The organism is Syntrophaceae bacterium (genome assembly GCA_013177825.1).
GTDB lineage: Bacteria > Desulfobacterota > Syntrophia > Syntrophales > PHBD01 > PHBD01.
The window spans coordinates 472,017-496,378 of sequence record JABLXX010000001.1; the positions used below are offsets into that span (position 1 = coordinate 472,017).

Sequence of the window (24,362 nt, forward strand, 5' to 3'; positions counted from 1 at the left end):
ATGCCGCCTCTGCTGATGGATTCCGTCAACGCCCTGTTGGAACGCCTCCGTGTCCAGTCCCGGGGGGACGTCCGCTTCGAGGAGCGGGAGAATCATCCCGTCCAGGCCACGGTGTCCATGGCCGGCCGGGACGAGACGGCCCACCGCATCGTTTACCGGAAATCTCACGACGACGGCATCAATCACGCCGTCGCCGGCGGCTGCGCCCACCTCCTACGTCTCTTCGGTGCCCCCGAGGAGGAACGTTTCGTCCCCGTCTCCAGCCGGCGAACCCTGATGACCTTCCTGATGGAGGAGGAAGAGGACCTGCGGCGCCTTTCCTCCGTCTTCGGCCGGGAAAAGATCCGGGACATGGCTGTGATGTGGTATGAAGGGGCGGTTTTCCAGCTCACGAGAATGCCCCCCGACATCATGGTGGAGAAAGGACTCTACGACGCCCTGCCGGAACTGCGGCCGGCCCAGGCCCGGATGCTTCGCCTGCAGTGGCGATCCGCGATCAATGTTCTCACTCCGGATGCCCGGAAATACATGCCGAAGCGGATCCACTTCGCCGCCAACGTGATGAACTTCGCCTTTTTCAAGATTCTCGAGGACCACCTGCGCCTCGACTGGACGGCCCCCTACATGAAGACGATCTTCCTCTTCGACGGCGGCGAGCTGGCGGAGATCACCCGGCGGGAATACGGGGAGGGGCATGCCGGCGACCGGGCCATGATCGACCGGTGGGCCGCAAAGGTGGGCCTGGAGGGCTGGTACGAGTGGATCCCCTGGCGGGCGAGGCCGTAAACAGGCTCCTCCCGTCTCAACCCAGCGGGCCGATCAGGATCGCTCCCGCCGGCATGACCGCCGCCGCGAGGCGTTTCCAGGCGGCTGAGAACACGGTGCCGGCGGTTCCCCCGCGGGAGAAGATCGCCAGGAATTCCGCCGCCGCGGGGGGGGGAGGAGATGCCACCTGTCCGATCTCAATTCCGGGTGGCTTTTTTCATCGAATTCAAATACAGGGAAAGCCGGTTAAGCGTTTTCAGCAGGGAAGGAGCCGTTTATGAACGAGAATAATTTTGTTTTCCGCGGGGCGTCCCGGTACGTCCTCGACGACGAGCTGGCCAAGATCGTCAACGTTTCCATGGCCCTGGAGATGCCCCTCCTCCTCAAGGGGGAGCCCGGTACGGGCAAGACCATGCTGGCTCACGCCATCTCCGAGGCCCTGAACATGCCGCTGATCATCCTCAACGTCAAGTCCAGCATGAAGCTCGTGGACGCCCTCTACCAGTACGACACGCTGACCCGCCTCAACGACAGCCGGTTCGGCGACTCGAAACGGGACGTCAGCAACATCGAGGATTACATCCGGATGGGCAAGATCGGCCAGGCCTTCACGGCGGACGTCCGGACGGTGCTGCTCATCGACGAGATCGACAAGGCCGACACGGATTTCCAGGACGACATGCTGGACGTCCTCGACCAGATGCAGTTCGACATCATCGAGGTCGACAAGACCGTCTCGGCCCGGAACCGCCCGGTCATCATCATCACATCCAACGCCAAGAAAGACCTCTCGGACCCCTTCCTGGGCCGGTGCAACTTCCACCACATCGCCTTCCCGGACCCGGACATGATGCGCCTCATCCTGGACGTCCACTTCCCGAACCTGAACCGGGAACTGGCGGACGTGTGCATTTCGACCTTCTACCGCCTCCGGGAATTCACCGGGATCGAGAAGCGCCCCGCCACACGGGAGCTGATCAACTGGATCCGCGCCGTCAAGGCCGACCCCGACTTCAAGGTTTCGTCCCTCAAGCAGGGCGGCGTGCCCTACCTGGGGGTCCTCTTCAAGAAGAGCCTGGACCTGGAGAACGCCGGCCGGCAGCTCAGGATGCGCACATAGGGAGCAGGACGTGTTCGTCGATTTCTTCTATACCCTCCGGGACCGGGGAGTTCCCGTCAAGCCCACGTCCTTTCTGAAGCTTCAGAAGGCGCTGGGGATGGGGCTCATCTGTTCCGTGGAGGACTTCTACACCGCCGCCCGGTCGATCCTGGTGAAGAGCGAGCGGTACTTCGACACCTACGACCAGGTGTTCGCCCACCATTTCCGGGGGGTGGTCCTTCAGGAGCCGGAGGACGCGGAGCTGTCCGAGATGGCCCGGGCCCTCCTGGAGGAGTGGCTGAAAAGCCCCGAGGACGTCGCGGCGGCCCTGGGCATCGAACAGGAGAAGCTGGCGCAGATGACGCCGGAGGAGTTGCTCCGGTACTTCTTCGACCGCCTCAAGGAGCAGACAAAGGCCCACCACGGGGGCAACCGGTGGATCGGCACGAAGGGGACGTCGCCGGTGGGTCACTCCGGGGACCACCCGGGAGGGATGCGGGTCGGCGGACGCTCACGGAACAAGTCGGCCATCAAGGTGGCCATGGAGCGGCGCTACCGGGACTACTCCCAGGAAGGCCCCCTGACGGAGAGCCAGATCGGCGAGGCCCTGAAGAAGCTGCGCCGGATGACCCCGGCGGGCCCCCGGGATGTGGTGAACGTCGACAAGACCATCTACGAGACGATGCGCAACGGCGGCGAGATCGACATCGTCTTCGACCGCCGCCTCAAGGACCGCCTCAAGATCATCCTCATGATCGACAACGGCGGCTGGTCCATGGATCCCTACGTGGCCATCGTCCAGACGCTCTTCAACTACGCCCGGAGCCAGTTCAAGGACCTGACCATCTACTTCTTCCACAACACCCTCTACAGCCGGGTCTGGCTGGATCCCCAGCGCCACCGGAAGCCGGAGCGTCTCGAGGAGTTCATCCGGAAGGACCCGGAGACTCGCCTGATCTTCGTGGGCGATGCCAGCATGGCCCCCTACGAGCTGATGCACACCAACGGCTCCATCTACATCGACCAGAAGGAGCACCAGGCCAGCATCGACCGGCTCAAGTTTCTCGCCCGGAATTTCCGGCACTCCGTATGGCTGAACCCCCAGACGGAAGACGAGTGGGGCTACACCTGGACCGTCGGGGTCATCCGGCAGGTATTTCCGATGTTCGAGCTGTCGCTGGACGGACTCGACAAGGCTGTGCAGTACCTCATGTCCCGCCATTGATTGTGGGACGACCTCGCCAAAAGCCCGGATGCTGCGTTGCGCGGCATCCTTCGTCATTGCGACGTACGGACAGAGTACGCCTCATTCCTCAGGATTTGCGCGCCTTGCCTGCGGGCTTATCTCGAGGTCGTCTGAACGCCTGCCAGTAAATAGAAGGGACACTTCCCCAATTTCTTGTCACGAACAGGCCAAGCGTCTCGTTCCGAATTAGAAATAAGGGAGATGTCCCTTTATTTAATCCCGCGAACAGAAGGTTGAGAGGGGGGCTTCCCGGAGCGCGAAGGAAGCCCCTCTTTTCTTCTATTTGATCAGCTTGAAGAGTTCCTTCGCTTTCGGATGGGCCGCCGTCCCCAGCAGTTCGAAGAGCATCATCTCGGTGCTTGCCAGGATGGCCCCCTCGGCGGTCATCCGGCCGATGCCGATCTCCCGGTTGGCCGTGGTCCGGGACGACACGGCGTCGGACGCCAGGTAAACCTCGAACCCCGCCTCCAGCAGATCCATGCATGTCTGGTAGACGCACACGTGGGCCTCGATCCCCAGGAGAATCACCTGTTTACGGCCGGTGGCCATCAGTGCGGCGGCGAAAGGTTCATGGTGCCAGCAGCTGAAGGTCTCCTTCACGATGGGATCGAGGTCCGGCAGGAGTTCCCGGATCTCGGGCACCGTTTCGCCGATCTTCACCTGCTCGGTAAGAATCACGGGGATTCCCAGCGCCCGGGCGCCCAGGAGGAGTTTCCGGCAGTTCTGCAGGAGAAACTCCCGATCGTCCATGGCGCGATAGAGGTTTCCCTGGATGTCGATGGCGACCAGGACCGCCCTGTCGATTTTCAGCATGTCTTGTTGCCTCCCCGGATGATAGGTTTCAGGCGAACCGGCACTCTGTCTGACGCCAATGTTCCAGCAGTGAAGGCCTGCCGTGTGCGGGAACAGGTCAGGAGTTGCAGCCCGATTTCCCGCTTCCCGCCGTTTCGAAAGGCGTCTTCCTGGGCGGGCCGGCCCGGAAGAGGGAGCTGGTCAGCGGCGTGTCCGGGAGGATCCCCTGCAGGAAGGAGGCCGTATCGAGGATCCTGTCCAGGTCGATGCCCGTTTCGACTCCCATGGACTGGAACAGGAACAACAGATCTTCTGTCGCCACGTTTCCCGACGCCCCGGGGGCGAAGGGGCAGCCGCCCAGGCCGCCGATGGCGGAGTCGAAGACCCGGATCCCCGTTTCCCAGGCCTTCAGGGCGTTGGCCAGGCCCAGGCCCCGGGTGTTGTGCAGATGCACTCCGAAGATGACTTCCGGGAACGCAGCGAGGCAGGATCTCAGGATCACTTCCACCTGGGCGGGATATCCCCAGCCGACGGTGTCGCAGAGGGTGATCTCCCGGATGCCGATCCGGGCTGTTTTCTCCACATACTTCAGGATCGCCGCCGTCTCCAGATAACCTTCGAAGGGGCAGCCGAACACGGTCGCCAGGTTGACCCGGAAGGCGAGGCCGGGAGTCCGATCGAATTCGCCAAGGACCCGACGGAGCGCCTCGAGGGATTCTTCCGGTGTCTGGCGGACGTTGTTCAGGTTATGGGAGCGGCTGACGGAGAAAAAGAAGTCGAGCTTGTTCACGCCGGCGGCTGCCGCGTCCCGGGCGCCCTGGAGATTCGGGACCAGCGTGGTCAGAACGATTCCTTCGCCCTGCAGGCTGCGGACTTCCGCCAGGACGTCCTTCATGTCCCGGAACTGGGGTATGGCCCGGGGATTGACGAAGGCCCCCGCCTGGATCTCCCGGAGGCCACAGGCCGCCAGCCGCCTGATGAGGTCGATCTTGCGGTTCGTTGCCACGAAGACGGACAGGTTCTGGAGCCCATCGCGGGGCCCGACTTCCACGATGCGAAGTCCCGTTGGATTCATGAGCGGCTGCCTGGGGGTAGGAATTCCGGAGCATTCATCAGGGTATGCATTTTAAGGGCAGGGGACGGGAAAGTCAATGACATTCGATGGGTTGGGCATCTTGGGACAGGAGGCCCCAAGGTTTCCCTGTCGCCTGCAGAGCCGGGAAGGACAAGCCTGCTTTGCCGCGGGAAGCCTCCGATCTGTAAACGAAAAACGAACCTTCATATCTCTTGCGGAAGCCCTTGACAAAACGCGAATTTTCGCATAGGCCACGGCCATGAAAATCATTCGTTTTTCCGTTGCCTTTATCGTCGCCTTGGGTCTGGCGATTTTTCTTTTTGGCGGCTCTGCAAACGCCCAGTCCCTGCCGGACCTTGTGCGCCCGGCCCTGAAGGCTCGCTTCGAGGGACTGGCGAATGCCGCGCCGCCCCTCTGCCGTGCCGAGACTCCCTGCCGGTCCTCCCGACTGGCCGATTTTTATCGCCAGCGGGCCTTCGGACCGGCCTGGGTCCTGAGGAACGGTCCTTCCCCCCAGGCGGATCGCCTTCTGTCGGTGTTGTGGACGGCCGGCCAGTACGGGCTCAGCCCCACGGATTACCATTACGAGGCCATTCGGAGCCTTCTGGCGGCATGGCGCATTTCCGGGAAATGGACCCCCGGCGAGGGGGCCGATTTCGATCTCCTGTGCACGGACGCCTTCATGCTCTTCGGGTCCCATCTTCTCTCCGGAGTGGCGGATCCCAACGGGCTGTTCAAGATGTGGGAGGCCCGTCCGCGTTTCGTTGACTGGTCCGCCTATCTTCAGGACGCCCTGGCGGCGCAGACCGTGGACGTCCATCTGCAGGTTCTCAAACCGGATTACCCGGGATACGACCGCCTGGTCGCTGTGGCCGCCGAGTACGCAAAAATTGCCGTAGCGGGTGGATGGCCCGTGCTGCCGCCGGGCAAATCCCTTAAGAAGGGTGTGAGCGATCCCAGGGTGCCGATCCTGAGGAAACGCCTCATCGCCGGCGGCGACCTGGCGCCGGCCATGGCCTCCGAGGACCCCCGTTTTGATGACGTTCTCGATCAGGCCGTCCGAAAATTCCAGCGCCGCCACGGCCTGACGGAAGACGGAGCCGTTCAGAAGGAGACCCTGAAGGCCCTCAACGTGCCCGTGGAGCGCCGGGTGGTCCAGATGCTCCTCAATCTCGAACGCTGGCGATGGCTTCCCCAGGAGGTGGGGAACCGCTTCCTGTTCATCAACATCCCCGATTTCAGCCTGACGGCGATCGAAAATGGGCGCGCGCCGCTGAGCATGCGGGTTGTCGTAGGGATGCGGCACAGCCGGGATCCGAAGATCGAATACCGGACGCCGGCCTTTACGGGGCGGATGACCTACCTGGAGATCAACCCTTACTGGAACGTGCCTTTCAACATCGCCATCAAGGAATACCTGCCGAAGCTGCAGAAGGACCCGGTGTCCCTGCAGAAGCAGGGAATGAAGATCATCCTTGGCCGGGACACCGTCGTGGACCCCAAGACGGTGGACTGGGCGAAGATGAACGAGAAGACCTTCAAGTACCGCATCCGCCAGGATCCGGGGGCCTTCAACGCCCTGTCCCATATCAAGTTCATGTTCCCGAACCGGTTCGACGTGTATCTCCACGACACGCCCCAGCGGAGCCTGTTCAAGAGGACGACCCGCGACTTCAGCCACGGCTGCATGCGGGTGGAAAAACCGATTGACTTGGCGGTCTATCTTTTGCAGGATGATGTGAACTGGTCCCGGGAAAAAATCCTGGCTGCCATCCGCAAAGGCAAGAACCAGGCTGTGGATCTCCCGGCGCCGATCACCGTGCATATCGCGTACTGGACCGCCTGGGTGGATCCCGACGGCACGGTCCAATTCCGGGACGACATCTACCGATACGATTCCGTGCTCGAGGCGGTTATGGGCACGAAAACGTCCATCCTTGCGGCGTGGAACGGCGGCAGGCAGACCTCCGCCGCGAGCCTGAAGGGGGGACGGAGGGAAAAGAAACAGAATCAACTGGGAACCCGCAGGGAGGTGAATCCGACGTGGATGAGAAGCGTTACGAACTGAATGTACAGCTTGCCCAGATGCTCAAGGGCGGTGTCATCATGGATGTTACGACGGTTGAGCAGGCCCGGATCGCTGAGGAGGCCGGGGCCGTGGCGGTCATGGCCCTCGAGCGCGTTCCCGCGGACATCCGCGCACAGGGGGGTGTGGCCCGCATGTCGGAGCCGGGGCTGATCCGGGAAATCAAGCAGTCCGTGTCCATTCCCGTCATGGCCAAGGCTCGGATCGGCCACTTTGTGGAGGCCCAGCTCCTGGAGGCGCTGAAGATCGATTACATCGACGAGAGCGAGGTCCTGACCCCCGCCGACGAAGAGTGCCACATCGACAAGACGCAATTTTCCATCCCCTTCGTCTGCGGAGCTCGCAACCTGGCGGAGGCCCTGCGCCGCATCGCCGAAGGGGCGGCCATGATCCGCACGAAGGGCGAAGCGGGAACGGGAAACGTGGTGGAGGCGGTCCGTCATATGCGGACCATGAACCGGGAGATCCGACAGCTCGCCAACATGCCCCTCGAGGAAGTGACGGGTTTCTGCAAGGTCAACGGCATGCCCTACGAACAGGCCCTGAAGGTCCGGGAACTGGGCCGCCTGCCGGTCGTGAACTTCGCCGCCGGAGGCATCGCCACGCCGGCTGATGCGGCGCTGATGATGCAGCTCGGCTGCGACGGCGTCTTTGTCGGTTCAGGGATCTTCAAATCCTCCAATCCAGCCGTCCGGGCCCGCGGAATCGTCAAGGCCACGGCATTTTTCAACGATCCGGAAAAAATCCTCGAGGCGTCCCTGGGGCTGGGGGAGGCCATGCCGGGCCTTGAGATCGCCCAGATTCCCGAGGACAAGCTGCTGGCGGGGCGGGGCTGGTGACCTGCCGGCGGTGAGGGCCCCTTGCTCCCGACCATGAATTCTCCCGAATCATCGAACCGGCCGGAGCCTGTGCTGGGCGTCCTGGATCTGCAGGGCGGCGTTCTCGAGCACCTGGATCATCTGGAGCGTCTCGGCATCCGGGGGCTTCCCGTCAAAAGGCCCGAGGACCTTTCTGGTCTCAGCGGCCTGATTCTCCCCGGCGGCGAGAGCACCTGCCTGTCCCGGCTGCTCCTGATCTTCGGGGTCGACGAGGCAATCCGCCGCGAATACCGAAGGGGCATGAAAATCTGGGGGACCTGCGCCGGCACGATCCTCCTGGCCGCCCGGGTCCGCGGGGAAAAGTCCCATCTGGGGCTCATCGACATGGAGGTGGAACGGAACAGCTTCGGCAGCCAGCTCGACAGCTTCACCGCCACGGCCGTCGTTCCCTCCGTATCCCCCGATCCCCTCCCGCTTACGTTCATCCGCTCCCCCAAGATCCTGCAGGTCGGAGAGGGCGTCAACGTCCTGCTCAGGATGAATGACTTCATTGCCGCTGCGGAGACGCCGAACGCCCTGGCGACGGTCTTCCATCCCGAACTGACGGGGAGCACCGCCTTCCATCGCTATTTTGCCGTCAAGTGCGGCCTTTCCCTTGCACCCGACATTCCAGCCCTGGATCCCGGCTGGAGCCGGACGAGCTGGACCCGGCACGCCCGTGTCCGGTGATGCCATGAACGTCGAGCAGTTCCGCTACAGCGCCGACAACCTGGCTTATCTCGTGTGGAACGAAACGGGGGCGGTCGCCGTCGACGGCGGCGCCGCGGAGGACATTCGCGGGTTCCTTGCGGAACGGAATCTGCCGCTCCTGTACGTCACGAACACCCACCGCCATTACGACCACACCCTCGGGAACGAAGCGCTTCTGGCCTTGCCCGGCGCCCGTTTCATGGATCCCGGGAGCCTTCCCGACGGGGGCGATATCGAGCTGGGAAGCGAGGCCGTCAGGGTCCACAGGACGCCGGGTCACACGGAAGACTCGGTATGCTTTCAGGCCGGATCGGCGCTCCTGACGGGGGACACCCTCTTCAACGGAACGGTGGGAAACTGTTTCTCCGGGGATCTTCTCGGCTTCCTCGGATCCGTCCGGCGGCTGATGGCCTTCCCCGTGGAGACCATGATCCTCGCCGGACACGACTACGTCCGGGACGCTCTGCTCTTTGCCCGGAAGCTGGATCCGTCGAGCCTGCCGGCCCTGGAGGCGTACTGGCGGACCTACGATCCGGCGTTCGTCTGCTCGTCCCTGCGGGAGGAGCGAAGCATGAATCCCTATCTGCGGTTCAACGACCCGGGAATCGTCGCGGTTCTCCGGGAGCGGGGATTGCCCCGGGCCACCGAGGAGGAGCGCTGGCTGTCCCTCATGTCCATCGAATAAGCGCCCCGTCCGGCAGCCGAATCGTGACGCGGCACAACCTTTTTAAAAAAGACAGGAGGTTGCGGATGCCCCGGAAAGACGGGAAGATGGTTTGTCTGAATCACCCCGAGTTGGAAATGATCCCTCAGAATGAGGGAAACGAAGGGACGTTCCATGTGATCCGCCTGGCGACTCTTTCCCGGCACGGGCGAATCGAAATGACAAACAAATCCACCGGATTCGACGTCTATTCCTGCCGGGAATGCGGTTATTGCGAGACCTACCTGACGGCGGAGGAACTGGATCTCCTGAGGAAGAAATAGGGAGGCGGGCTGCCTCCGGCGATGTTACCGGAGATCCAGGCGCCAGGACCGGAGCTGCCGCACGGGATAGTAGGACTCCTTGGACTTGGCCAGGTCCATGAGGCCCATGTCGCTTTCCTTGTTGATGAATTCGAAACCGGCGAAGAGGAAGCGGGCGCACTCCCGATCCAGGTACTGATAGAGTCCCCGGACGGAAGGATAGGCCTTCTCGAAGTTGAGCGTCGCCATGGTTCCGTTCAGCCGGGAGGCGATCCCGAAGGCGTTGACGGTCCCGTCGATGCGGACCAGGATTCCGATTCCCTCCAGGATCTCCAGGTTTTCCAGGGCAGCGATCACGGCACGCCGCTCGCAGGAGAGCGTGTCTTCCCCCAGAGGATCGCAGTCTCCCCGGAGACGGCACCATTCGTCCAGGAATGCCAGGCACTCCGGGGCGTTCTCCCGCCGGATCGGCTCTACCGCCACCCGCCCCCGACTCACATAGGCTTTTTCAAACTGGTGGATGAGGTTTCGCTTGCGGGTGTACCGATTCCCCCGCAGTTCGGCCAGGTCCGCTGTCCGGTAGATATAGTCTCCGTACTCGGCCTGATCGGTGAGGCGAAACCGGGCCTCCAGGGCGGAACGCCCGATCCGCTCGACCCAGTCGTCCGGGACGAACCAGAACGAGGGGATGTCCGAACCTTCGGCCAGCCGGACGAGATCGTCCGCTCCCAATCCAGCCGGGGGCGGGACCGGCAGAACGAGGTAGCGGTCCGCCGGATCGAGGTCGGACCGGAAGGACAGGATCGCCGAGACCCCCTCGATCCGCCAGAACGTCCGGTACAGGTGCCCGTTCCACGCCATAATGGATAGGAGCGAATAGGGGGAGAGGTCGTAGGCCTGCTTCTCGAAGCATGGCTTCAGGGTGGCGTAATCTTCGATTTCAAGCGGTTTGAAGGTCATACCGTGTTATCGCTGCAGCATGGCCAAGGCCCCGGGTACGGGCCGGAATCCAAGAGGCCGGTAGAAATCCTCGGTGTTTCCGGTTGCGATGAGGCCGATCCAGCGGATGCCTTCCGTGTTGAGTCTTTCGACGATCGTTTGAATCAGCCTGCTTCCGATCCCCCGGTGACGCATGGTTTTCTCCACCGTCACGTCCTGGATGTAGGCGTCGCTGACGCCGTCGCTGAGGACCCGGGCCATGGCGACCAGGCGCCCTTCGGAAAACGCCGCCAGGAAACAGTGGCTGCCGGCCACGAGACGGGTGACGTCGCGCGGATCCGGATCCGCCGTTTCTTCCCACCAGCCCGCCTCGCGGTACAAACCGAGGATGCGCTGAATCTCCTCTTCCGAGGGATCGGTAAGATAACGGAACTCGATCCCGGCGCCCGCCATGTTCATCCCTTGTAGATGTAGCGTTCCAGGAGACGGTGATAGGGCGTCCAGTCAGAATCCTCATCCGGCGAGGCCTCGATGAAGGTCTGAAGGGCGTTGACCTTGGCGTCCAGGTCGTCCATGTGGTGGACGATCAGGGCCTCCAGGGTCTTGGGGCGCTTGGGGGAGCCGAACTCCAGGACGCCGTGATGGCTCAGGATCAGATGCCGGAGGGCCATGGCGGTCTGCTCCGGAAAGTCCGGCAGTCCGGCGATCCGGGCATCCAGCATTTCGACTCCCATGACGATGTGCCCCACCAGCCTTCCCGCGTTTGTATACTCCACCATCCGGTCGTAGGAGAACTCGTGAATCTTTCCGATGTCGTGGAGGATGCCGCCGGTGATCAGGAGGTCCCGGTCGGCGCCGGGGTAGTGATCCGCCGCCCGCTCCAGGAGCCTTGTCACCGACAGGGTGTGCTCCAGGAGCCCCCCGATGGTGTTGTGGTGGAAACTCTTGGCGGCGGGGGCCCGCTTGAAGCGGCGGACGAGGGCCTCGTCCCGGAAGAAGGCCATGAGGAGGGCCTTCAGGTGGGGCGTGGCGATCCGGTCCACGAACCCCATCAGTTCGTTGAACATTTCTTCCGGATCCCCTTCCGAGGCGGGCAGGAAATCCATCGGATCGACCTCCTGCTCGTCCAGCTTTTTGAGCCCCAGGATGTTGAGCTGGACGGCATCCCGATAGCTGACGGCCCGGGCGTTGATCTGGACGAAGTCCCCTTTTTTGAAGGCCTGGTCCCATTCGGGGGCGTGGTCCCAGATTTTTCCATCCACCTCCCCCGTGCGGTCCTTCAGTTTGAGGCTGAGGTAGGGGGCCCCTTTCATGGAGAAGGCCATGTTCTTTTCCGCCACCAGGAAGACCTCGCTGACCTTGTCTCCCTGCCGGATATCCCGGACAAACAAATTCTTCATGCTGTTTTTCCTATTCGCGTTTCATGAGTATAGACGATCATGGATTGGCCGCGGACGCTCCCCGCCAGGGTGATTCCCGTTCGGGCGGCTAGCCGGACGGCCTCCGCGGTGGGCGCACCCAGGGAAAGCAGGACGGGTATGCCCATGCAGGCTGCCTTGGATACGATTTCCAGCGATGCCCGCCCCGTTCTTACCAGAATTTTGTCGGTGCAGTCGATTCCGTTCAGGAGGGCGTGGCCGGAGAGCATGTCCAGGGCATTGTGGCGGCCGATGTCCTCCCGGACGGCAAGAATCCGGTCCGGTGCCGCCAGGGCGGCGCCGTGGGTGCCCCGGGTCCGTTCGTGGAGGACACAGGCTTCCACAAGTCCGTCGACCAGGTGAAAGGCCTGCCCCGGAGTGAGCGTCGGCAAGCCCGGCGCCAGGCTGGTGCCGGCGGGCCATCGGCAGGAGCTTCGTGCGCCGCTGGAGGCGATGGTGCCCCCCCCTGCTGTGGGTTCCGGTCGTGAAGCCCCTCCGGCCGTCCGGACGTCAACCGACCGGATCTCTCCCGGCCATGCCAGGTCCGTTGCAATGTCCTGCGCCTGTTCGATGCGGCCGATGTCCTCCCGTTGCCCGATCCGGCCCTCGGAGCGGAGAAAACCGATCGCCAGTTCCTCCGCATGCTCTCCCGTGCAGGCAATGGCGGCCACGCGGCGGCCGTCCAGGCGCACCTCCAGGAGAACCTCCCGGATGATCGGAGCGGTGTCCGGCCGGAAGGTGTCCTCGCGGTAAGCGAGGACGTCCATGATTTCAACGGGTTCCGTTTTGCGGTCGGTCATCCTTTTCCTTTTCCCGGAGGACCCGGTGGTCTCCCACCCGGATGGTCAGCTTCGCCTGATCGAAGTATTCCATCAGGGGGATGATGAATTTTCGGGACAGGCCCGTCAGGTCCTTGAAGTCCGTCGGATTCGCCTTTCCGGCTTTCAGGAGGAAGGCCCGGTAGTCTTCCCGGAGCCGTGCCAGGGCATCCCGGTGAAAGTGCAGGTCCTCGTTTATGCGGACCAGAATGCCTTCCTGGATCAGGACGCCCAGGATCTTGTCGGCCTCCCGCTTCCGGTCCCGGAACCGCTCCGCGAACTCCCGGACCGTCGGCGGGGCGTAACCCGCCTCCTGGTAGATCTGCAGGATCTCTCCCCGCAGGTCTTCCTGGCTTCCCTGCCAGTCCACCCGGTGCTCCGCCAGGCGGACCGTGTCCCGCTCCAGGAGCAGCCGGCCGGTTTTTTCCAGGTCCCGGAGCGCCGAGGCGAACAGTTTCGGCGGGATATACGAGCCCGCGGTGCTTCGCAGCTCCTCCCGTGGGATCCCCTCCTTCAGGGGGTTCTTTTCGTGGTAGACGCGAACGGTCCGGAGGATCCGCTCCTGGACGTCTTCATGAACGGTCCGGGACACGGCCCGCCACTCTTCGCGGTCCATGAGAATCGCCCGGCGGTCCGTGAACAGCTTCTCCAGGGTCTTGCGCAGGAGCGTTTCCGGAAGACCCGTGCGGACCACCAGCTCGTTCAGGGCCGTGCCGGCGAATCCCGACCGGTCGAGGATGACCGATACACGCTCCGCTTCGTCTCCCGCTGAGAGAATGTCGAAATCACCGAGGGACTTATCACCGTGGGCCTTGTGCTTCCGGGCCAGGGGATCGAGGATCGTTCCCCCGCCGAGGGTTGTGACGGGGGAGTAGCTGCGGACGACGTAACGGTCCCCCGCCAGGGCCACCACGGGGTTCTCCAGATAGAACTGGACGGGGGCCTGCCGGCCCGGCGACAGCTCGCTGCCCTCCGGGAGGAGGAGGCGGGCCATTGTCTCGCTGGTTCCCGTGTGAAAGCGGACCAGCGTGCGGTTCTTGAGCTTCTTTTCCGGGCCGGCCAGGTACTGGAATACCGCGTCGACGCGGCGCGTCGGTTCGATGGTTCCGGGCCGCGCCAGCACTTCGCCCCGCTCGACGGCGTCCCGGTCGAGTCCCTGCAGGTTGATCGCCGCCCGCTGTCCCGCTTCGGCCGTCGGCATGCTTTCATTGTGAATCTGGATGCCCCGGACCCTGGCCTTCTGCCCGGGCGGCAGGAGGACCACCTCCTCGCCGACGGCGATCCGGCCTGTGGCGACGGTGCCGGTGACCACCGTCCCGAATCCACGCATCGTGAAAACACGGTCCACGGGAAGGCGGAACAGCCCGGCGTCGGTTTCCTCCTCCACCAGCGCGGCGGTATCCTCGATGGCCGCCAGGACGTCCGGGAGCCCTTCCCCCGTCAGCGCCGAAACGGGAACCACGGGGGAGCCCTCCAGGAAGGTTCCCAGGAGGAACTGGCGGACGTCTTCCGTGACGAGGTCGAGCCAGTCCCGGTCCACCATGTCGATTTTTGTGAGGGCCACGAGTCCCCGGCGGATTCCCAGGAAGGTGCAGATGGCCAGGTGCTCCCGCGTCTGGGGCATGACGCCCTCGTCGGCGGCGATGACGAGAACGACCAGGTCGATCCCGGCCGCGCCGGCCACCATGTTCCGGATGAAGCGTTCGTGTCCCGGCACGTCCACCACCCCCAGGGTCTGCCCGCTTGCGGTCTTCAGAAAGGCAAACCCCAGTTCGATGGTGATTCCCCGCAGTTTCTCCTCCTTGAGGCGGTCCGTGTCGATCCCGGTCAGGGCCTTCACCAGGGCCGTCTTTCCGTGATCCACGTGTCCCGCTGTGCCGACGACGATATGCCTCATGATTTCCCCATTTGGCGGGCAATCTAACAGAATCGGGGGGGATTCACAAGGAGCGAAGGAGGCGCCCGAGAACTCCCTGTTTAAGCGGAAACATCCGTTACGATTGGGGAAAATGGTTGCGGGAATCGGTCCGTTCGGGATCTTTCCCTTTTCTTTCGTTTCTTCAGGTTTGCAATCCCTTCACAGTCGGGACCGGGAACATTGCAAGCTCAAGAACAGGGGTGGGTACAAGACCTTTTGACGCCTGCTGCCGGGGAACTTGGGATTTTGCGAGAGTGGTCCGCTGCTTTCGATTCGCTGCAGGATTCGGACCCCGTACACTGCGAAGCACCGCCGGCATTGCCGTCGGAAGCGGCAGCCGCTTCCGATGCAGCCATGTTCCCGGCAACACCCTGTTCGATCCCTGTTTATTTTGCTTCCTGGGGTGCCGTTGTGTCGGTCTTCTCCTTCTTTGCTTTTCTCTTTGCCTCTTCGGCTCTCTTCATCCGTTCCTTTTCCTCGGTCAACGCCTTGATGTTCTGGATCTCCCGCTCCTTTTCCTCCCAGTACGGCCTCTGGCTCTTCCTGAGAGCCTCCTTCTCCGCCGGAGATATTGCCGGCTGCCGGAGTTGGGCCATCGTTCTTTCATACCGGCATGGATTTTCCTGATCCGTGATGCTCAAAGCCCCCTTTTCGCCGCCGTAGATGGAGATATCGCCGGCATGGACCGGTGTGCCGGCAAGGAGGCACGGGACCGCCATGAAAAGCACAAACCGAATGATGTTCATATCGTCCTCTCTGCAACCCAATAAAATGCGGCCTCTTTTGGTTGCGCTCCGAACCCGCCTGGAACCGGAGCGACACCGGATAACATGGCAGACGGTCGTCTCGACCGCGCCGGAAGACATTGTGATTCCTCAACTTTTACGGAATTTGGGGCGCCCGATTCCGGATCTTTGTTTACGAACTCGCATTTGCGGCCATCATGAACCAGTGTGGTGACAACACGCTCTCGTCGGACGGGAAATTTCCAAGTGATATTCGGGAGTGGGTGCAACTCCGACAGCATCATGCCTTCCGCTTTTCACTTCGTCAAGAGAAACGGAGTATCGGAGTCGGGGCACTTTTTGATTGAAATCGGGGAAGGGGATTGATAAACATGCCTCCCTTGAGGCGGTGAGGACCAATATGCGGATTCTCGGGTTGGATTACGGGGAAAAGCGAATCGGGGTGGCGGTATCCGACGAACTGGGGATCACCGCCCAGGGGCTGACGGTCCTCGAACGGAAGAACCGCCGGGCCGACATGGAGGCCCTGCGCCGCCTCATCGAGGAGTATGAAGTGGAGAAAATCGTTGTGGGATACCCGGTGCGGATGGACGGCACGAAGGGGATCCAGTGTGAAAAGGTTGACCGGTTCGCCCGGCGCCTGGAGGAGACCTTCGGACTGCCCGTGCTTCTCCAGGAAGAACTCCTGACGACAAAGGAAGCCGAGGAGATCCTCAGAGCCGCGGGAACCGGACGCAAAAAGCGGAAGGCCGTGGTTGACAAGCTCGCCGCCGTTCTCATTCTCAGATCGTATCTGGACCGCCCGGCCATCTCCTCCGCAGAAGAATCCTGAAGATGACGGCAAAAAAAACCAAGTGGAGGGCTTTCCTGCTCTTCCTGGCGGGCATCGCATTCCTCCTCCTGACATCCTTCCTCTATTTCAGCTTCAGTCCCGTTGACGACCTGCACGTCACCTCCACGGTGGAGATCCCCAGGGGGACGGGCTTCGTGGAAATCGTCGATATCCTGGAGAAGACGGGTCTGGTGCAGAACAAGCCCTTCTTTTATGTGCTGGCGGTCCTTAAGCGGTCCAACCGGCAGATCCGGGCGGGAGAATACGAGCTGGCCAGTTCCATGTCGCCCAACGAGATCATCGGGCGGCTGGTCAGGGGGATGATCAAGGGCTACAAGGTGACGATTCCGGAAGACTGGTCGCTCCAGGAAATCGCCGACCTGCTGGCGTCTCCCGAATTCCGGCTGGTGGACCGGAAGACCTTCCTCGCAACGGCCCGGGACCGGGAATTCCTCGATGCCCTGAACATCCGGGGGGCCAGCGCCGAAGGATACCTCTTTCCCAATACGTATATCTTTGACCGCACCATGGGTGCCCGGGAGATCATCAAGGCGATGGTTCACCAGTTCTGGAAAGCCTTCACGCCGGAGATGAGAAATCGGGCAGAGCAGATGGGGCTGAACGTCCACGAGGCCGTCACCCTGGCCTCCCTGATCGGAAAAGAGACCGGCCTGAAGAGCGAAAAAAACCTTATTTCGGCGGTATTCCACAACCGGCTCCGCAGGGAGATGAAACTCCAGTGCGACCCCACGGCGGTCTATGACCTGGAGCGCTTCAGCGGCGCCGTCAAACGGAGGCATCTCCAGAGGAAATCGCCGTACAACACCTATGTCATTGATGGACTGCCGCCGGGGCCCATTGCCAATCCCGGGGCCGACTCCCTGCAGGCGGCCCTCCATCCCGCATCATCCGATGTTCTTTACTTCGTGTCGAGGCTGGACGGAAGCCATGAGTTCTCCAGAAATTACCTGGCGCACAACGAGGCGATCATCAAGTACCGCCGGATCGGAGAAGCAATGAAGGATGCGGAAAAGGCGGCGGCCCAGATGAATCAGCCCCGGCCGTACCACTGAACCGTCCCTCTTGCTTTTGCCGTCCCAATTCCGCCTGAAATCCCTCCACTTTTCAGCAATCACTTTTTAATTCAACGGATTGGGAAGATTGGACCGTTTCGTGAGGAGGTGGAGGATTGCCTTCGGACCAGATGGAAACCGGGGCACCGGACAGCGGTTCCGGTTCCCCGTTCGAGCCCTGGTCCGGGCGGCGGGAAATGGCCAATTCTTAAAGAGAAAACCGCATTTTTTCTTGACAAAGGGAAACCCCCCCCTTTATAGTCGCCTCGTGGAGCGAAGTGGCTTGTAGTGGAGGAGATCCTTTGTCTGGATTCCGGGGACAATATTACCACACCATCGACGAGAAGGGGAGAATCATCTTTCCTTCGCGATTCCGGGATGTTTTTGCCGAATTTTATGACAACCGCCTCGTGGTCACCAAGTGGGACGGCTACCTGATGGCCTTTCCTTACCAGGAATGGCTGGTCATCGAAGAGAAGGTCTCCTTTCAGTCCATCCTGCGAAAAGAAGTCCGGGCATTTCAACGGTTTTTCATGTCCGGAGCCATTGACTGCACCCTGGACGGGCAGGGACGGATCCTGCTTCCCCCCCATATGCGCGAATATGCGGGGCTGGAGAAGGACATCGTCCTGGCGGGCATGCTCAAGAGCATCGAGATCTGGAGCCGGGACCGCTTCGATGCGGAGATGAAGCGGGCGGAAGGAAGTCTGGAGGATTGCGGCCGGCACATCGCCGATCTGGGGATTTGAGCCGGGGGACCCCATGGCAGCCTTTCATCAACCGGTCCTCCTGGAGGAGGTCCTTGCCCTTCTGAACTGCCGTCCCGGCGGAATATACGTGGACGGAACCGTCGGGGGAGGAGGCCATGCCCGGGCCATCCTTGAAAGATCCTCCCCCGACGGCCTGATTGTTGGAATCGACCGGGACGACGAGGCCCTTCGGGAGGCGTCGCGCACCCTGTCCCCTTTCGGCAACCGGGTCGTCCTGGTGAAGGGAAGCTTTGCCGATCTTCGGGATGTCCTCGCAGCCCGGGGGATCGGCCCGGTTCAGGGGATCCTTTTCGATCTGGGGGTATCGAGCCACCAACTCGACACCCCGGAGCGGGGATTCAGCTTCTCCCTGGAGGGGCCGCTGGACATGCGGATGAACCCCTCGGCCGGCCCCGCGGCCCGGGACCTGATCCGGAGTGCCGGGGTCGACGAACTGGCCGGCATTTTCAGGGACTTCGGCGAAGAGCGGTTCGCCCGCCGGATCGCCCGCGCCATCGTCGAGCGAAGGAAGCAGGAACCCATCGAGACCACAGTCGAACTCGCCGCCCTGATCGCTCGGGTCGTTCCGGGAGGCGGCCGGGAAGGGCGGAGGATTCACCCGGCCACGAGGGTCTTCCAGGCCCTCCGGATTGCCGTGAACCGGGAGCTGGATCAATTGGAACGGGGGCTCCTGGAAGGGATCGAGGCGCTCGCGCCGGGAGGGCGGATGGCGGTGATCGCGTTTCACTCCCTGGAGGACCGAATGGTCAAGGAGACCTTCCGTTCCTGGGAGAAGACCTGCACCTGCCCGCCCGGCTTTCCGGTCTGCACGTGCCGGGCGGAAGCAAAGGCGAGAGTTCTGACGAGAAAGCCTCTTCGTCCCCGGCCGGAGGAGGCGGATGCCAATCCCAGGGCGAGAAGCGCCAGGCTCAGGGCGGCGGAAAGGATATGACGGTGCAGAAGGCGGGCGATTGGGGGACGGCGATTCCGCGGGGAGAAGGAACCTTCTCCTGGTGGCGCTATTCCGCCTTCATCGTCGTGGCCTTCGTGCTGATGGGCATGCTGACCCTCTATGTCTGGTCCCATGTCCGCATGACCCAGCTGGAATACAGGACGGCCGCGGAGCTGAACCGCAAGGAGCAGCTGCTGGACGAGCAACGGAAGCTGAAGATGGAAGTCGCCACGCTCAAATCCCGGAAGCGCATCGAGGCGATCGCCCGGGACACCTTGAATATGACCTTTCCCGAACAGGATCAGGTCATCATCGTGAAGTGACGGGAGAGAGACGCCCATGAACAGGGAATCCTCCAAATGGCTGCGTTTCCGGCTGGCAACGCTCCTGTGCTTCTTCCTGATCCTGTTCGTCGCCCTGATCTCCCGGGCGATCCAGCTGCAGATCCTCTCCGGCAAGACGCTCAAGAAAATGGCCGACCGGCAGCACATCCAGCCGGTTCTCCTTCAGCCCGAGCGAGGGATTATCTTCGATCGCAACGGAGAAAAACTGGCCGCCAGCATCCAGGTCGATTCCGTATGTGCCGATCCTGCCCGGATTGCCGATCCGGAGGATGCCGCCCGGAAGCTTGCGCCGATTCTCCGGACGGACCCGGAGGTCATCCGGAGGAAACTCGCCGTCCGCAAACGGTTTATCTGGATCGCCCGGCGGATTCCCGAGGAGCGGGCGGAAGCCCTGGATAAGCTGAAAATCGAGGGCATCTTTCTGGTGAAGGAGGCCAAGCGGATCTACCCCAACGGAGAGCTCGCGGCGGCCGTGATCGGGTTCGTGGGTCTCGACGCCGACGGGCTCGAAGGCCTTGAGATGCGGTACAACGACGATCTCAAGGGAACTCCCGAGAAACTCGCCTGGTTCCGCGACGCAAAAGGAAAGAAAATTTACGCCCGCGTGGAGGATGCGGAGGCGAAAAAGCCGGAGGACAATTACAACCTGGTCCTGACCATCGATTCGCGGATCCAGTACCTGGTGGAATCGAAGCTCAAGGAGGCGGTGCAGGCCAAGGGCGCCCGGGGTGGCTTCGCGATGGTGATGGATCCGAAGACGGGTGAGATCCTGGCCATGGCCAACGAGCCCGGCTTCGACCCGAACACCCCGAAGGACACGGCGGACAAGGGGCGGAACCGGGCCATCACGGACGTCTTCGACCCGGGATCCACCTTCAAGCCGTTTCTCGCCGCAGCGGCCCTGGAGGAGAAGGCGGTCAGCGAATCGACACGCCTGAATTGCGAAAACGGCGCCTACAAGGTCAACGACAGGGTCTTTCACGAAGCAAACCGGAAGAAGTACGGGGCGCTCACGTTCGGGGAGGTCATCAAGTACTCCAGCAACATCGGTTGTGTAAAAACGGCGGAACGGCTCGGCAAGGACAAATTCTACGAATACATCACCAAGTTCGGTTTCGGCGCCCGGACGGGAGTCGACCTGCCCGGCGAATCCCGGGGCCTGCTCCGCCCCGTCCGGAACTGGACGCGGGTCGACATGTCCACCGTCGCCTTCGGCCAGGGAATTTCCGTGACAGCCCTCCAGCTTATTACGGCGCTCTCGGCGATCGCCAACGACGGCGTCCTGATGAAGCCCCTCATTGTCCGGGCCGTTGTGGACAAGCAGGGAAAGATCGTCCGGGGCAACACCCCGACGACGGTCCGGCGGGTTGTCTCCCCGCAGACGGCGAAGCGCCTGGCCCGGATCATGACATCCGTCGTGCAGGACGACGACGGAACCGGCAAGAAGGCCCGGATCGCCAACATCAACGTCGCCGGCAAGACAGGGACATCCCAGAAATTCGACGCAGGCCGCCGGGCATACTCATCGGAACGGGTCCGGACGTCCTTCATGGGTTTCTTCCCGGCGGAGAATCCGCAGATCACCATGATGATCGTCCTGGACGAGCCGAAGATCGACAAGTGGGGCGGCGTAGCCTCGGCGCCGGTATTCAGCGGTATCGGCGAACAGATCCTGAACTGCATCAAGACGGACCTCCGCGAGCGCACGCCTGCTCCTCCGCCGCGGGAGATCGAACCGCTCCTGCCGGAGAAGGGGGTGAAGCTGGTCTCCGCCCCGACACTCCTCCTGAACGGTGCACGACCGGAGAGTGAAGAGAATGAGGCGTTGATGCCCGATTTCCGGGGCATGACGATGCGGGAGGCGCTCAAGCGGGCCAGGGAAAAGGGGATCGAGCTGAACATGTCCGGCAACGGGTGGGCGGTCAGTCAGGCTCCCCAGCCGGGGACCGCTTTGAAGGAGCGCCGCCTCTGCAGCGTATCCTTCAGTACAGGCCAGTGAAGGTGGGCGGGTGCTCCTTTCCGATGTGCTTCAGGGGATTGACGTCCGGGAGGTCTCGGGAGACCTTTCCGGGGATGTGCGCGATGTCTGCTACGACTCCCGGCGGTGCGCCTCCGGGAGTCTGTTTGTAGCCGTTCCCGGCCTGAAGTTCGACGGCCACCGTTTCATCGGCGAGGCCGTCCGCCGGGGTGCCGGATTCATCGTCCACGAGCGGGAGTTCACGCCCCCGCCGGACGTCACGGCCGTAAGGGTGGACGACAGCCGGCGGGTCCTGGGCATGCTGGGACGCAACTTCTTCGGGAATCCGTCCGGTTCGCTCTGCCTGATCGGCATCGTCGGCACGAACGGCAAGACGACCGTCACCTATCTCCTGGAATCGATCCTGGAGGCCGCCGGCCATCGGCCCGGCATCCTCGGGACGGTGAATTATCGGTTCGGCTCCCGGCTGTGGCCCGCACCCAACACGACGCCCGAATCCCTGGAGATGCAGCGCATCCTCCGGGTGATGCACGACGCCGGCGCCACCCACGTGGTCGGAGAGATCTCGTCCCACGCCCTCGACCTGAAACGGGTCGACGACTGTGATTTCGACCTCGGGATCTTTACGAACCTGTCTCAGGACCACCTGGACTATCACGGCACGATGGAGGCCTATTTCGCCGCGAAGAGCAGGATGTTCCTTGAAATTCTGCCGGGGAGCCGGAAGGGGCGGGCCATCCGCGCCGCGATCAACGCCGACGACCCGTGGGGGAGAAAACTGCTGGCGACGGCGGCGGAGAAGACGCTGTCCTACGGCCTGGAGACACCGGCGGACGTGTCGGCCCGGAACGTGGTCCTGACACTCGACGGCATCGAGGCGGAGGTCCGGGGACCGGGGATTTCGACCACGCTGTGCTCCCCTCTCATCGGGCGGTTCAATCTTTACAACATCCTGGCGGCGGCGGCCGCCTCGGCGGCCTTGGGCATCCCGGAGAGCGCCGTCCGGGACGGAGTGGAGCGGCTCGTGAACGTGCCGGGACGCCTGGAGACGGTCGCCGGAGGAACGGACGATCCCCGGGTTTTTGTCGATTACGCGCACACGGAAGACGCGCTCCGGCGCGTCCTGGAAAACCTGGGCATGTTCCGCCGGGGTCGGATCATCACCGTTTTCGGCTGCGGCGGCGACCGGGACCGGGGAAAACGGCCCCTCATGGGCCGGGCGGCCGTGGAAGGGAGCAGCGTGACGGTCATCACGTCCGACAACCCGAGGACAGAGGATCCCCTGGAGATCATCCGGGAGATCGAGGCGGGCGTGGTCGGACTTCCGGTGCGCCGGATCAGGAGCGGAGAGCTCGACGAGGCATCCGGGAGGACCGGACGGCCCTTCTACCTTGTTCAGCCGGACCGGAAGACGGCCATCGAAGAGGCCATCCGGTCGGCCGGTCCCGACGACATCGTCCTCATTGCCGGCAAGGGCCACGAGGATTACCAGATCATCGGGGAAAACAAGACGCCCTTCGACGACCGTCTCACGGCCCGGGACGCCCTGTCGGGCAGGCGGAACGGGAAGGCGGCCCGCTGATGGGGCCCCTCCTGACGATCCGGGAGATCCTGGATGCCACGCGGGGAGTCCTCCTCCGCGGCGGTGGTCCGGGGACGGTGAAGGGCGTCTCGACGGATACAAGGACCCTGAGACCGGGAAGCCTGTTCGTGGCCCTCCGGGGGGACCGGTTCGACGGCCACCGTTTCCTGGCGGCGGCCGCAGAAGCGGGGGCGGCGGCGATGGTGGTCCGGGAGGCCCCGCCGGAGGATCGGCTGTCGGGCCTGACCGGCGTGGACGTGATCCGGGTGGAGGACACCCTGACGGCCTTGGGCGACCTGGCCGGCCATGTCCGCCGGAGATTCCGGGTGCCCGTCATCGCCATCACGGGCAGTTCGGGGAAGACGACGACCAAGGAGATGGCCGCGGCCGTCATCGGGCGGAAAATGGAGACCCTGAAGACGGAGGGCAACCTGAACAACCTGATCGGCGTTCCCCTGATGCTCTTCCGGCTCGAGGCCGGGCATCAGGCCGCCATCCTGGAACTGGGAACGAACCGGCCGGGTGAGATCGCGCGGCTGACCCGGATTGCCCGGCCGGACGTCGGCCTCGTCACAAACATCGGCCCCGCGCACCTGGAGGGGCTGGGCAGCCTGGACGGCGTCTGCCGGGAAAAGGGGGACCTCTTCCGGAACATGAGCGAGACGGCCACGGCCCTGATCAACCGGGACGATCCGTACGTCCGGGCCCTGGAGGTTCGGTGGCCGGGGAAGAAAGTCACCTACGGCGTGGAACGGGAGGCGGACATTACGGGGACGGACATCCGGGTCGATAGGGAGGGGACTTCGTTCCGCCTCGGCATGGGGGGCGGCCTTCAGGACGTGCGCATTGCCCTCTGCGGAAGGCACGCCGTCTCCAATGCGCTGGCGGCTGCGGCCTGCGCCCGGGCACTCGGTCTCGACGATACCGCCGTCCGGGAGGGTCTGGAGTCGTTCCGCCCGGTCTCGGGCCGGATGACCGTGCTTCCCCTGGCCAACGGGGCCTTTCTGATCGACGACGCGTACAATGCCAATCCCGCCTCCGTCCGGGAGGCTCTCCGGACCCTCCGGGACCTGAGGGGGGCCGGCGCGGGGGTGGCGATTCTGGGAGACATGCTGGAACTGGGCGGATCCTCGGCGGAACTGCACCGGGAAACGGGCCGGCTGCTGGCGGAGACGGGGATCCGGCGGGCGTACCTGAAGGGCGCCTTCTCGGGGGACACCGCCCGCGGCGCCGTGGAAGGCGGGCTCGCCCCGGGGGACGTGTCCTTTTTCGAGGATCCCGCGGAGATCCTGCCGTCTCTGCAGGAGATCCTCCGCAGCGGGGACTGGGTCCTGGTGAAGGGGTCCCGGCGGATGCGCCTGGAGGAAGCCGTCCGGGCCATCGGCGGGCTGTTCGGAACGAAGGAGATCGCATGAC

General features: G+C 63.2%; 25 protein-coding genes. 16 read left to right on the forward strand and 9 right to left on the reverse strand.

Going from position 1 to position 24,362, the window contains the following annotated elements; all coding sequences use genetic code 11:
- Complete coding sequence (locus tag HPY65_02120; GenBank protein NPU83256.1) at positions 1 to 786, forward strand: hypothetical protein; 786 nt, start codon at positions 1 to 3, stop codon at positions 784 to 786.
- A 16-nt stretch (positions 787 to 802) separates the two neighbouring features.
- Here the strand turns inward: HPY65_02120 and HPY65_02125 are convergent, their stop codons facing one another.
- Positions 803 to 952 carry a hypothetical protein gene (locus HPY65_02125; GenBank protein ID NPU83257.1) on the reverse strand — a complete coding sequence of 50 codons (150 nt, stop codon included), beginning with the start codon at positions 950 to 952 and terminating at the stop codon, positions 803 to 805.
- 90 nt (positions 953 to 1,042) lie between these two features.
- Between HPY65_02125 and HPY65_02130 the strand changes: the two genes are divergently transcribed.
- Positions 1,043 to 1,885, forward strand: a complete 843-nt coding sequence (locus HPY65_02130) for a MoxR family ATPase (GenBank protein NPU83258.1) — start codon at positions 1,043 to 1,045, stop codon at positions 1,883 to 1,885.
- 10 nt (positions 1,886 to 1,895) lie between these two features.
- Positions 1,896 to 3,089: a hypothetical protein gene (locus HPY65_02135; GenBank protein NPU83259.1), complete on the forward strand. Its 1,194-nt coding sequence runs from the start codon at positions 1,896 to 1,898 to the stop codon at positions 3,087 to 3,089.
- A 300-nt stretch (positions 3,090 to 3,389) separates the two neighbouring features.
- Here the strand turns inward: HPY65_02135 and HPY65_02140 are convergent, their stop codons facing one another.
- Positions 3,390 to 3,923 carry a hydrolase gene (locus tag HPY65_02140; GenBank protein ID NPU83260.1) on the reverse strand — a complete coding sequence of 178 codons (534 nt, stop codon included), beginning with the start codon at positions 3,921 to 3,923 and terminating at the stop codon, positions 3,390 to 3,392.
- A 97-nt stretch (positions 3,924 to 4,020) separates the two neighbouring features.
- A complete protein-coding gene (locus HPY65_02145; protein NPU83261.1) occupies positions 4,021 to 4,977 on the reverse strand; it encodes a hydroxymethylglutaryl-CoA lyase in 957 nt (318 codons plus the stop codon).
- Between the two features lie 259 nt (positions 4,978 to 5,236).
- Between HPY65_02145 and HPY65_02150 the strand changes: the two genes are divergently transcribed.
- From HPY65_02150 to HPY65_02170, 5 genes are all read left to right on the forward strand, one after another.
- A complete protein-coding gene (locus HPY65_02150; protein NPU83262.1) occupies positions 5,237 to 7,045 on the forward strand; it encodes a L,D-transpeptidase family protein in 1,809 nt (602 codons plus the stop codon).
- Positions 7,021 to 7,902: a pyridoxal 5'-phosphate synthase lyase subunit PdxS gene (gene pdxS, locus HPY65_02155; protein ID NPU83263.1), complete on the forward strand. Its 882-nt coding sequence runs from the start codon at positions 7,021 to 7,023 to the stop codon at positions 7,900 to 7,902. The genes HPY65_02150 and pdxS overlap by 25 nt, the downstream gene beginning before the upstream one ends.
- A gap of 33 nt (positions 7,903 to 7,935) precedes the next feature.
- Positions 7,936 to 8,610: a pyridoxal 5'-phosphate synthase glutaminase subunit PdxT gene (gene pdxT, locus HPY65_02160; GenBank protein ID NPU83264.1), complete on the forward strand. Its 675-nt coding sequence runs from the start codon at positions 7,936 to 7,938 to the stop codon at positions 8,608 to 8,610.
- 4 nt (positions 8,611 to 8,614) lie between these two features.
- Positions 8,615 to 9,316, forward strand: a complete 702-nt coding sequence (locus HPY65_02165) for an MBL fold metallo-hydrolase (protein ID NPU83265.1) — start codon at positions 8,615 to 8,617, stop codon at positions 9,314 to 9,316.
- Between the two features lie 65 nt (positions 9,317 to 9,381).
- Positions 9,382 to 9,618, forward strand: a complete 237-nt coding sequence (locus tag HPY65_02170) for a hypothetical protein (GenBank protein NPU83266.1) — start codon at positions 9,382 to 9,384, stop codon at positions 9,616 to 9,618.
- 24 nt (positions 9,619 to 9,642) lie between these two features.
- Here HPY65_02170 and HPY65_02175 read toward each other — a convergent pair whose 3' ends face one another.
- The 6 genes from HPY65_02175 to HPY65_02200 form a co-directional block, all read right to left on the reverse strand.
- Complete coding sequence (locus HPY65_02175; protein ID NPU83267.1) at positions 9,643 to 10,557, reverse strand: DUF2156 domain-containing protein; 915 nt, start codon at positions 10,555 to 10,557, stop codon at positions 9,643 to 9,645.
- Positions 10,558 to 10,563: 6 nt separating this feature from the next.
- Positions 10,564 to 10,989: a GNAT family N-acetyltransferase gene (locus tag HPY65_02180; protein ID NPU83268.1), complete on the reverse strand. Its 426-nt coding sequence runs from the start codon at positions 10,987 to 10,989 to the stop codon at positions 10,564 to 10,566.
- 2 nt (positions 10,990 to 10,991) lie between these two features.
- Positions 10,992 to 11,936: an HD domain-containing protein gene (locus HPY65_02185; GenBank protein ID NPU83269.1), complete on the reverse strand. Its 945-nt coding sequence runs from the start codon at positions 11,934 to 11,936 to the stop codon at positions 10,992 to 10,994.
- Positions 11,933 to 12,754, reverse strand: coding sequence for a formate dehydrogenase accessory sulfurtransferase FdhD (gene fdhD / locus HPY65_02190; GenBank protein NPU83270.1), 822 nt, complete (start codon positions 12,752 to 12,754; stop codon positions 11,933 to 11,935). The genes HPY65_02185 and fdhD overlap by 4 nt, the downstream gene beginning before the upstream one ends.
- Positions 12,726 to 14,669 carry a selenocysteine-specific translation elongation factor gene (gene selB / locus HPY65_02195; GenBank protein ID NPU83271.1) on the reverse strand — a complete coding sequence of 648 codons (1,944 nt, stop codon included), beginning with the start codon at positions 14,667 to 14,669 and terminating at the stop codon, positions 12,726 to 12,728. Before selB ends, fdhD begins: the two co-directional genes overlap by 29 nt.
- A gap of 407 nt (positions 14,670 to 15,076) precedes the next feature.
- Entirely contained in the window at positions 15,077 to 15,436 is a 360-nt protein-coding gene (locus HPY65_02200) for a hypothetical protein (protein NPU83272.1), read from the reverse strand.
- A 400-nt stretch (positions 15,437 to 15,836) separates the two neighbouring features.
- On the opposite strand from HPY65_02200, the gene ruvX reads away from it, so the two are divergent.
- From ruvX to HPY65_02240, 8 genes are all read left to right on the forward strand, one after another.
- A complete protein-coding gene (ruvX, locus tag HPY65_02205) occupies positions 15,837 to 16,268 on the forward strand; it encodes a Holliday junction resolvase RuvX (GenBank protein NPU83273.1) in 432 nt (143 codons plus the stop codon).
- A gap of 2 nt (positions 16,269 to 16,270) precedes the next feature.
- Positions 16,271 to 17,341 carry an endolytic transglycosylase MltG gene (mltG, locus tag HPY65_02210; protein NPU83274.1) on the forward strand — a complete coding sequence of 357 codons (1,071 nt, stop codon included), beginning with the start codon at positions 16,271 to 16,273 and terminating at the stop codon, positions 17,339 to 17,341.
- Between the two features lie 302 nt (positions 17,342 to 17,643).
- Positions 17,644 to 18,090 (forward strand): division/cell wall cluster transcriptional repressor MraZ, encoded by a 447-nt coding sequence (gene mraZ / locus HPY65_02215; protein NPU83275.1) that lies wholly within the window; start codon positions 17,644 to 17,646, stop codon positions 18,088 to 18,090.
- Positions 18,091 to 18,103: 13 nt separating this feature from the next.
- A complete protein-coding gene (gene rsmH / locus HPY65_02220; GenBank protein NPU83276.1) occupies positions 18,104 to 19,042 on the forward strand; it encodes a 16S rRNA (cytosine(1402)-N(4))-methyltransferase RsmH in 939 nt (312 codons plus the stop codon).
- Positions 19,039 to 19,365, forward strand: a complete 327-nt coding sequence (ftsL, locus tag HPY65_02225; GenBank protein ID NPU83277.1) for a cell division protein FtsL — start codon at positions 19,039 to 19,041, stop codon at positions 19,363 to 19,365. Before rsmH ends, ftsL begins: the two co-directional genes overlap by 4 nt.
- A 16-nt stretch (positions 19,366 to 19,381) precedes the next feature.
- Positions 19,382 to 21,385 carry a PASTA domain-containing protein gene (locus HPY65_02230; GenBank protein NPU83278.1) on the forward strand — a complete coding sequence of 668 codons (2,004 nt, stop codon included), beginning with the start codon at positions 19,382 to 19,384 and terminating at the stop codon, positions 21,383 to 21,385.
- A 10-nt stretch (positions 21,386 to 21,395) separates the two neighbouring features.
- Positions 21,396 to 22,946, forward strand: coding sequence for a UDP-N-acetylmuramoyl-L-alanyl-D-glutamate--2,6-diaminopimelate ligase (locus HPY65_02235; protein ID NPU83279.1), 1,551 nt, complete (start codon positions 21,396 to 21,398; stop codon positions 22,944 to 22,946).
- Positions 22,946 to 24,361 (forward strand): UDP-N-acetylmuramoyl-tripeptide--D-alanyl-D-alanine ligase, encoded by a 1,416-nt coding sequence (locus HPY65_02240; protein ID NPU83280.1) that lies wholly within the window; start codon positions 22,946 to 22,948, stop codon positions 24,359 to 24,361. Before HPY65_02235 ends, HPY65_02240 begins: the two co-directional genes overlap by 1 nt.
- The last annotated feature ends 1 nt before the right edge of the window (position 24,362 follow it).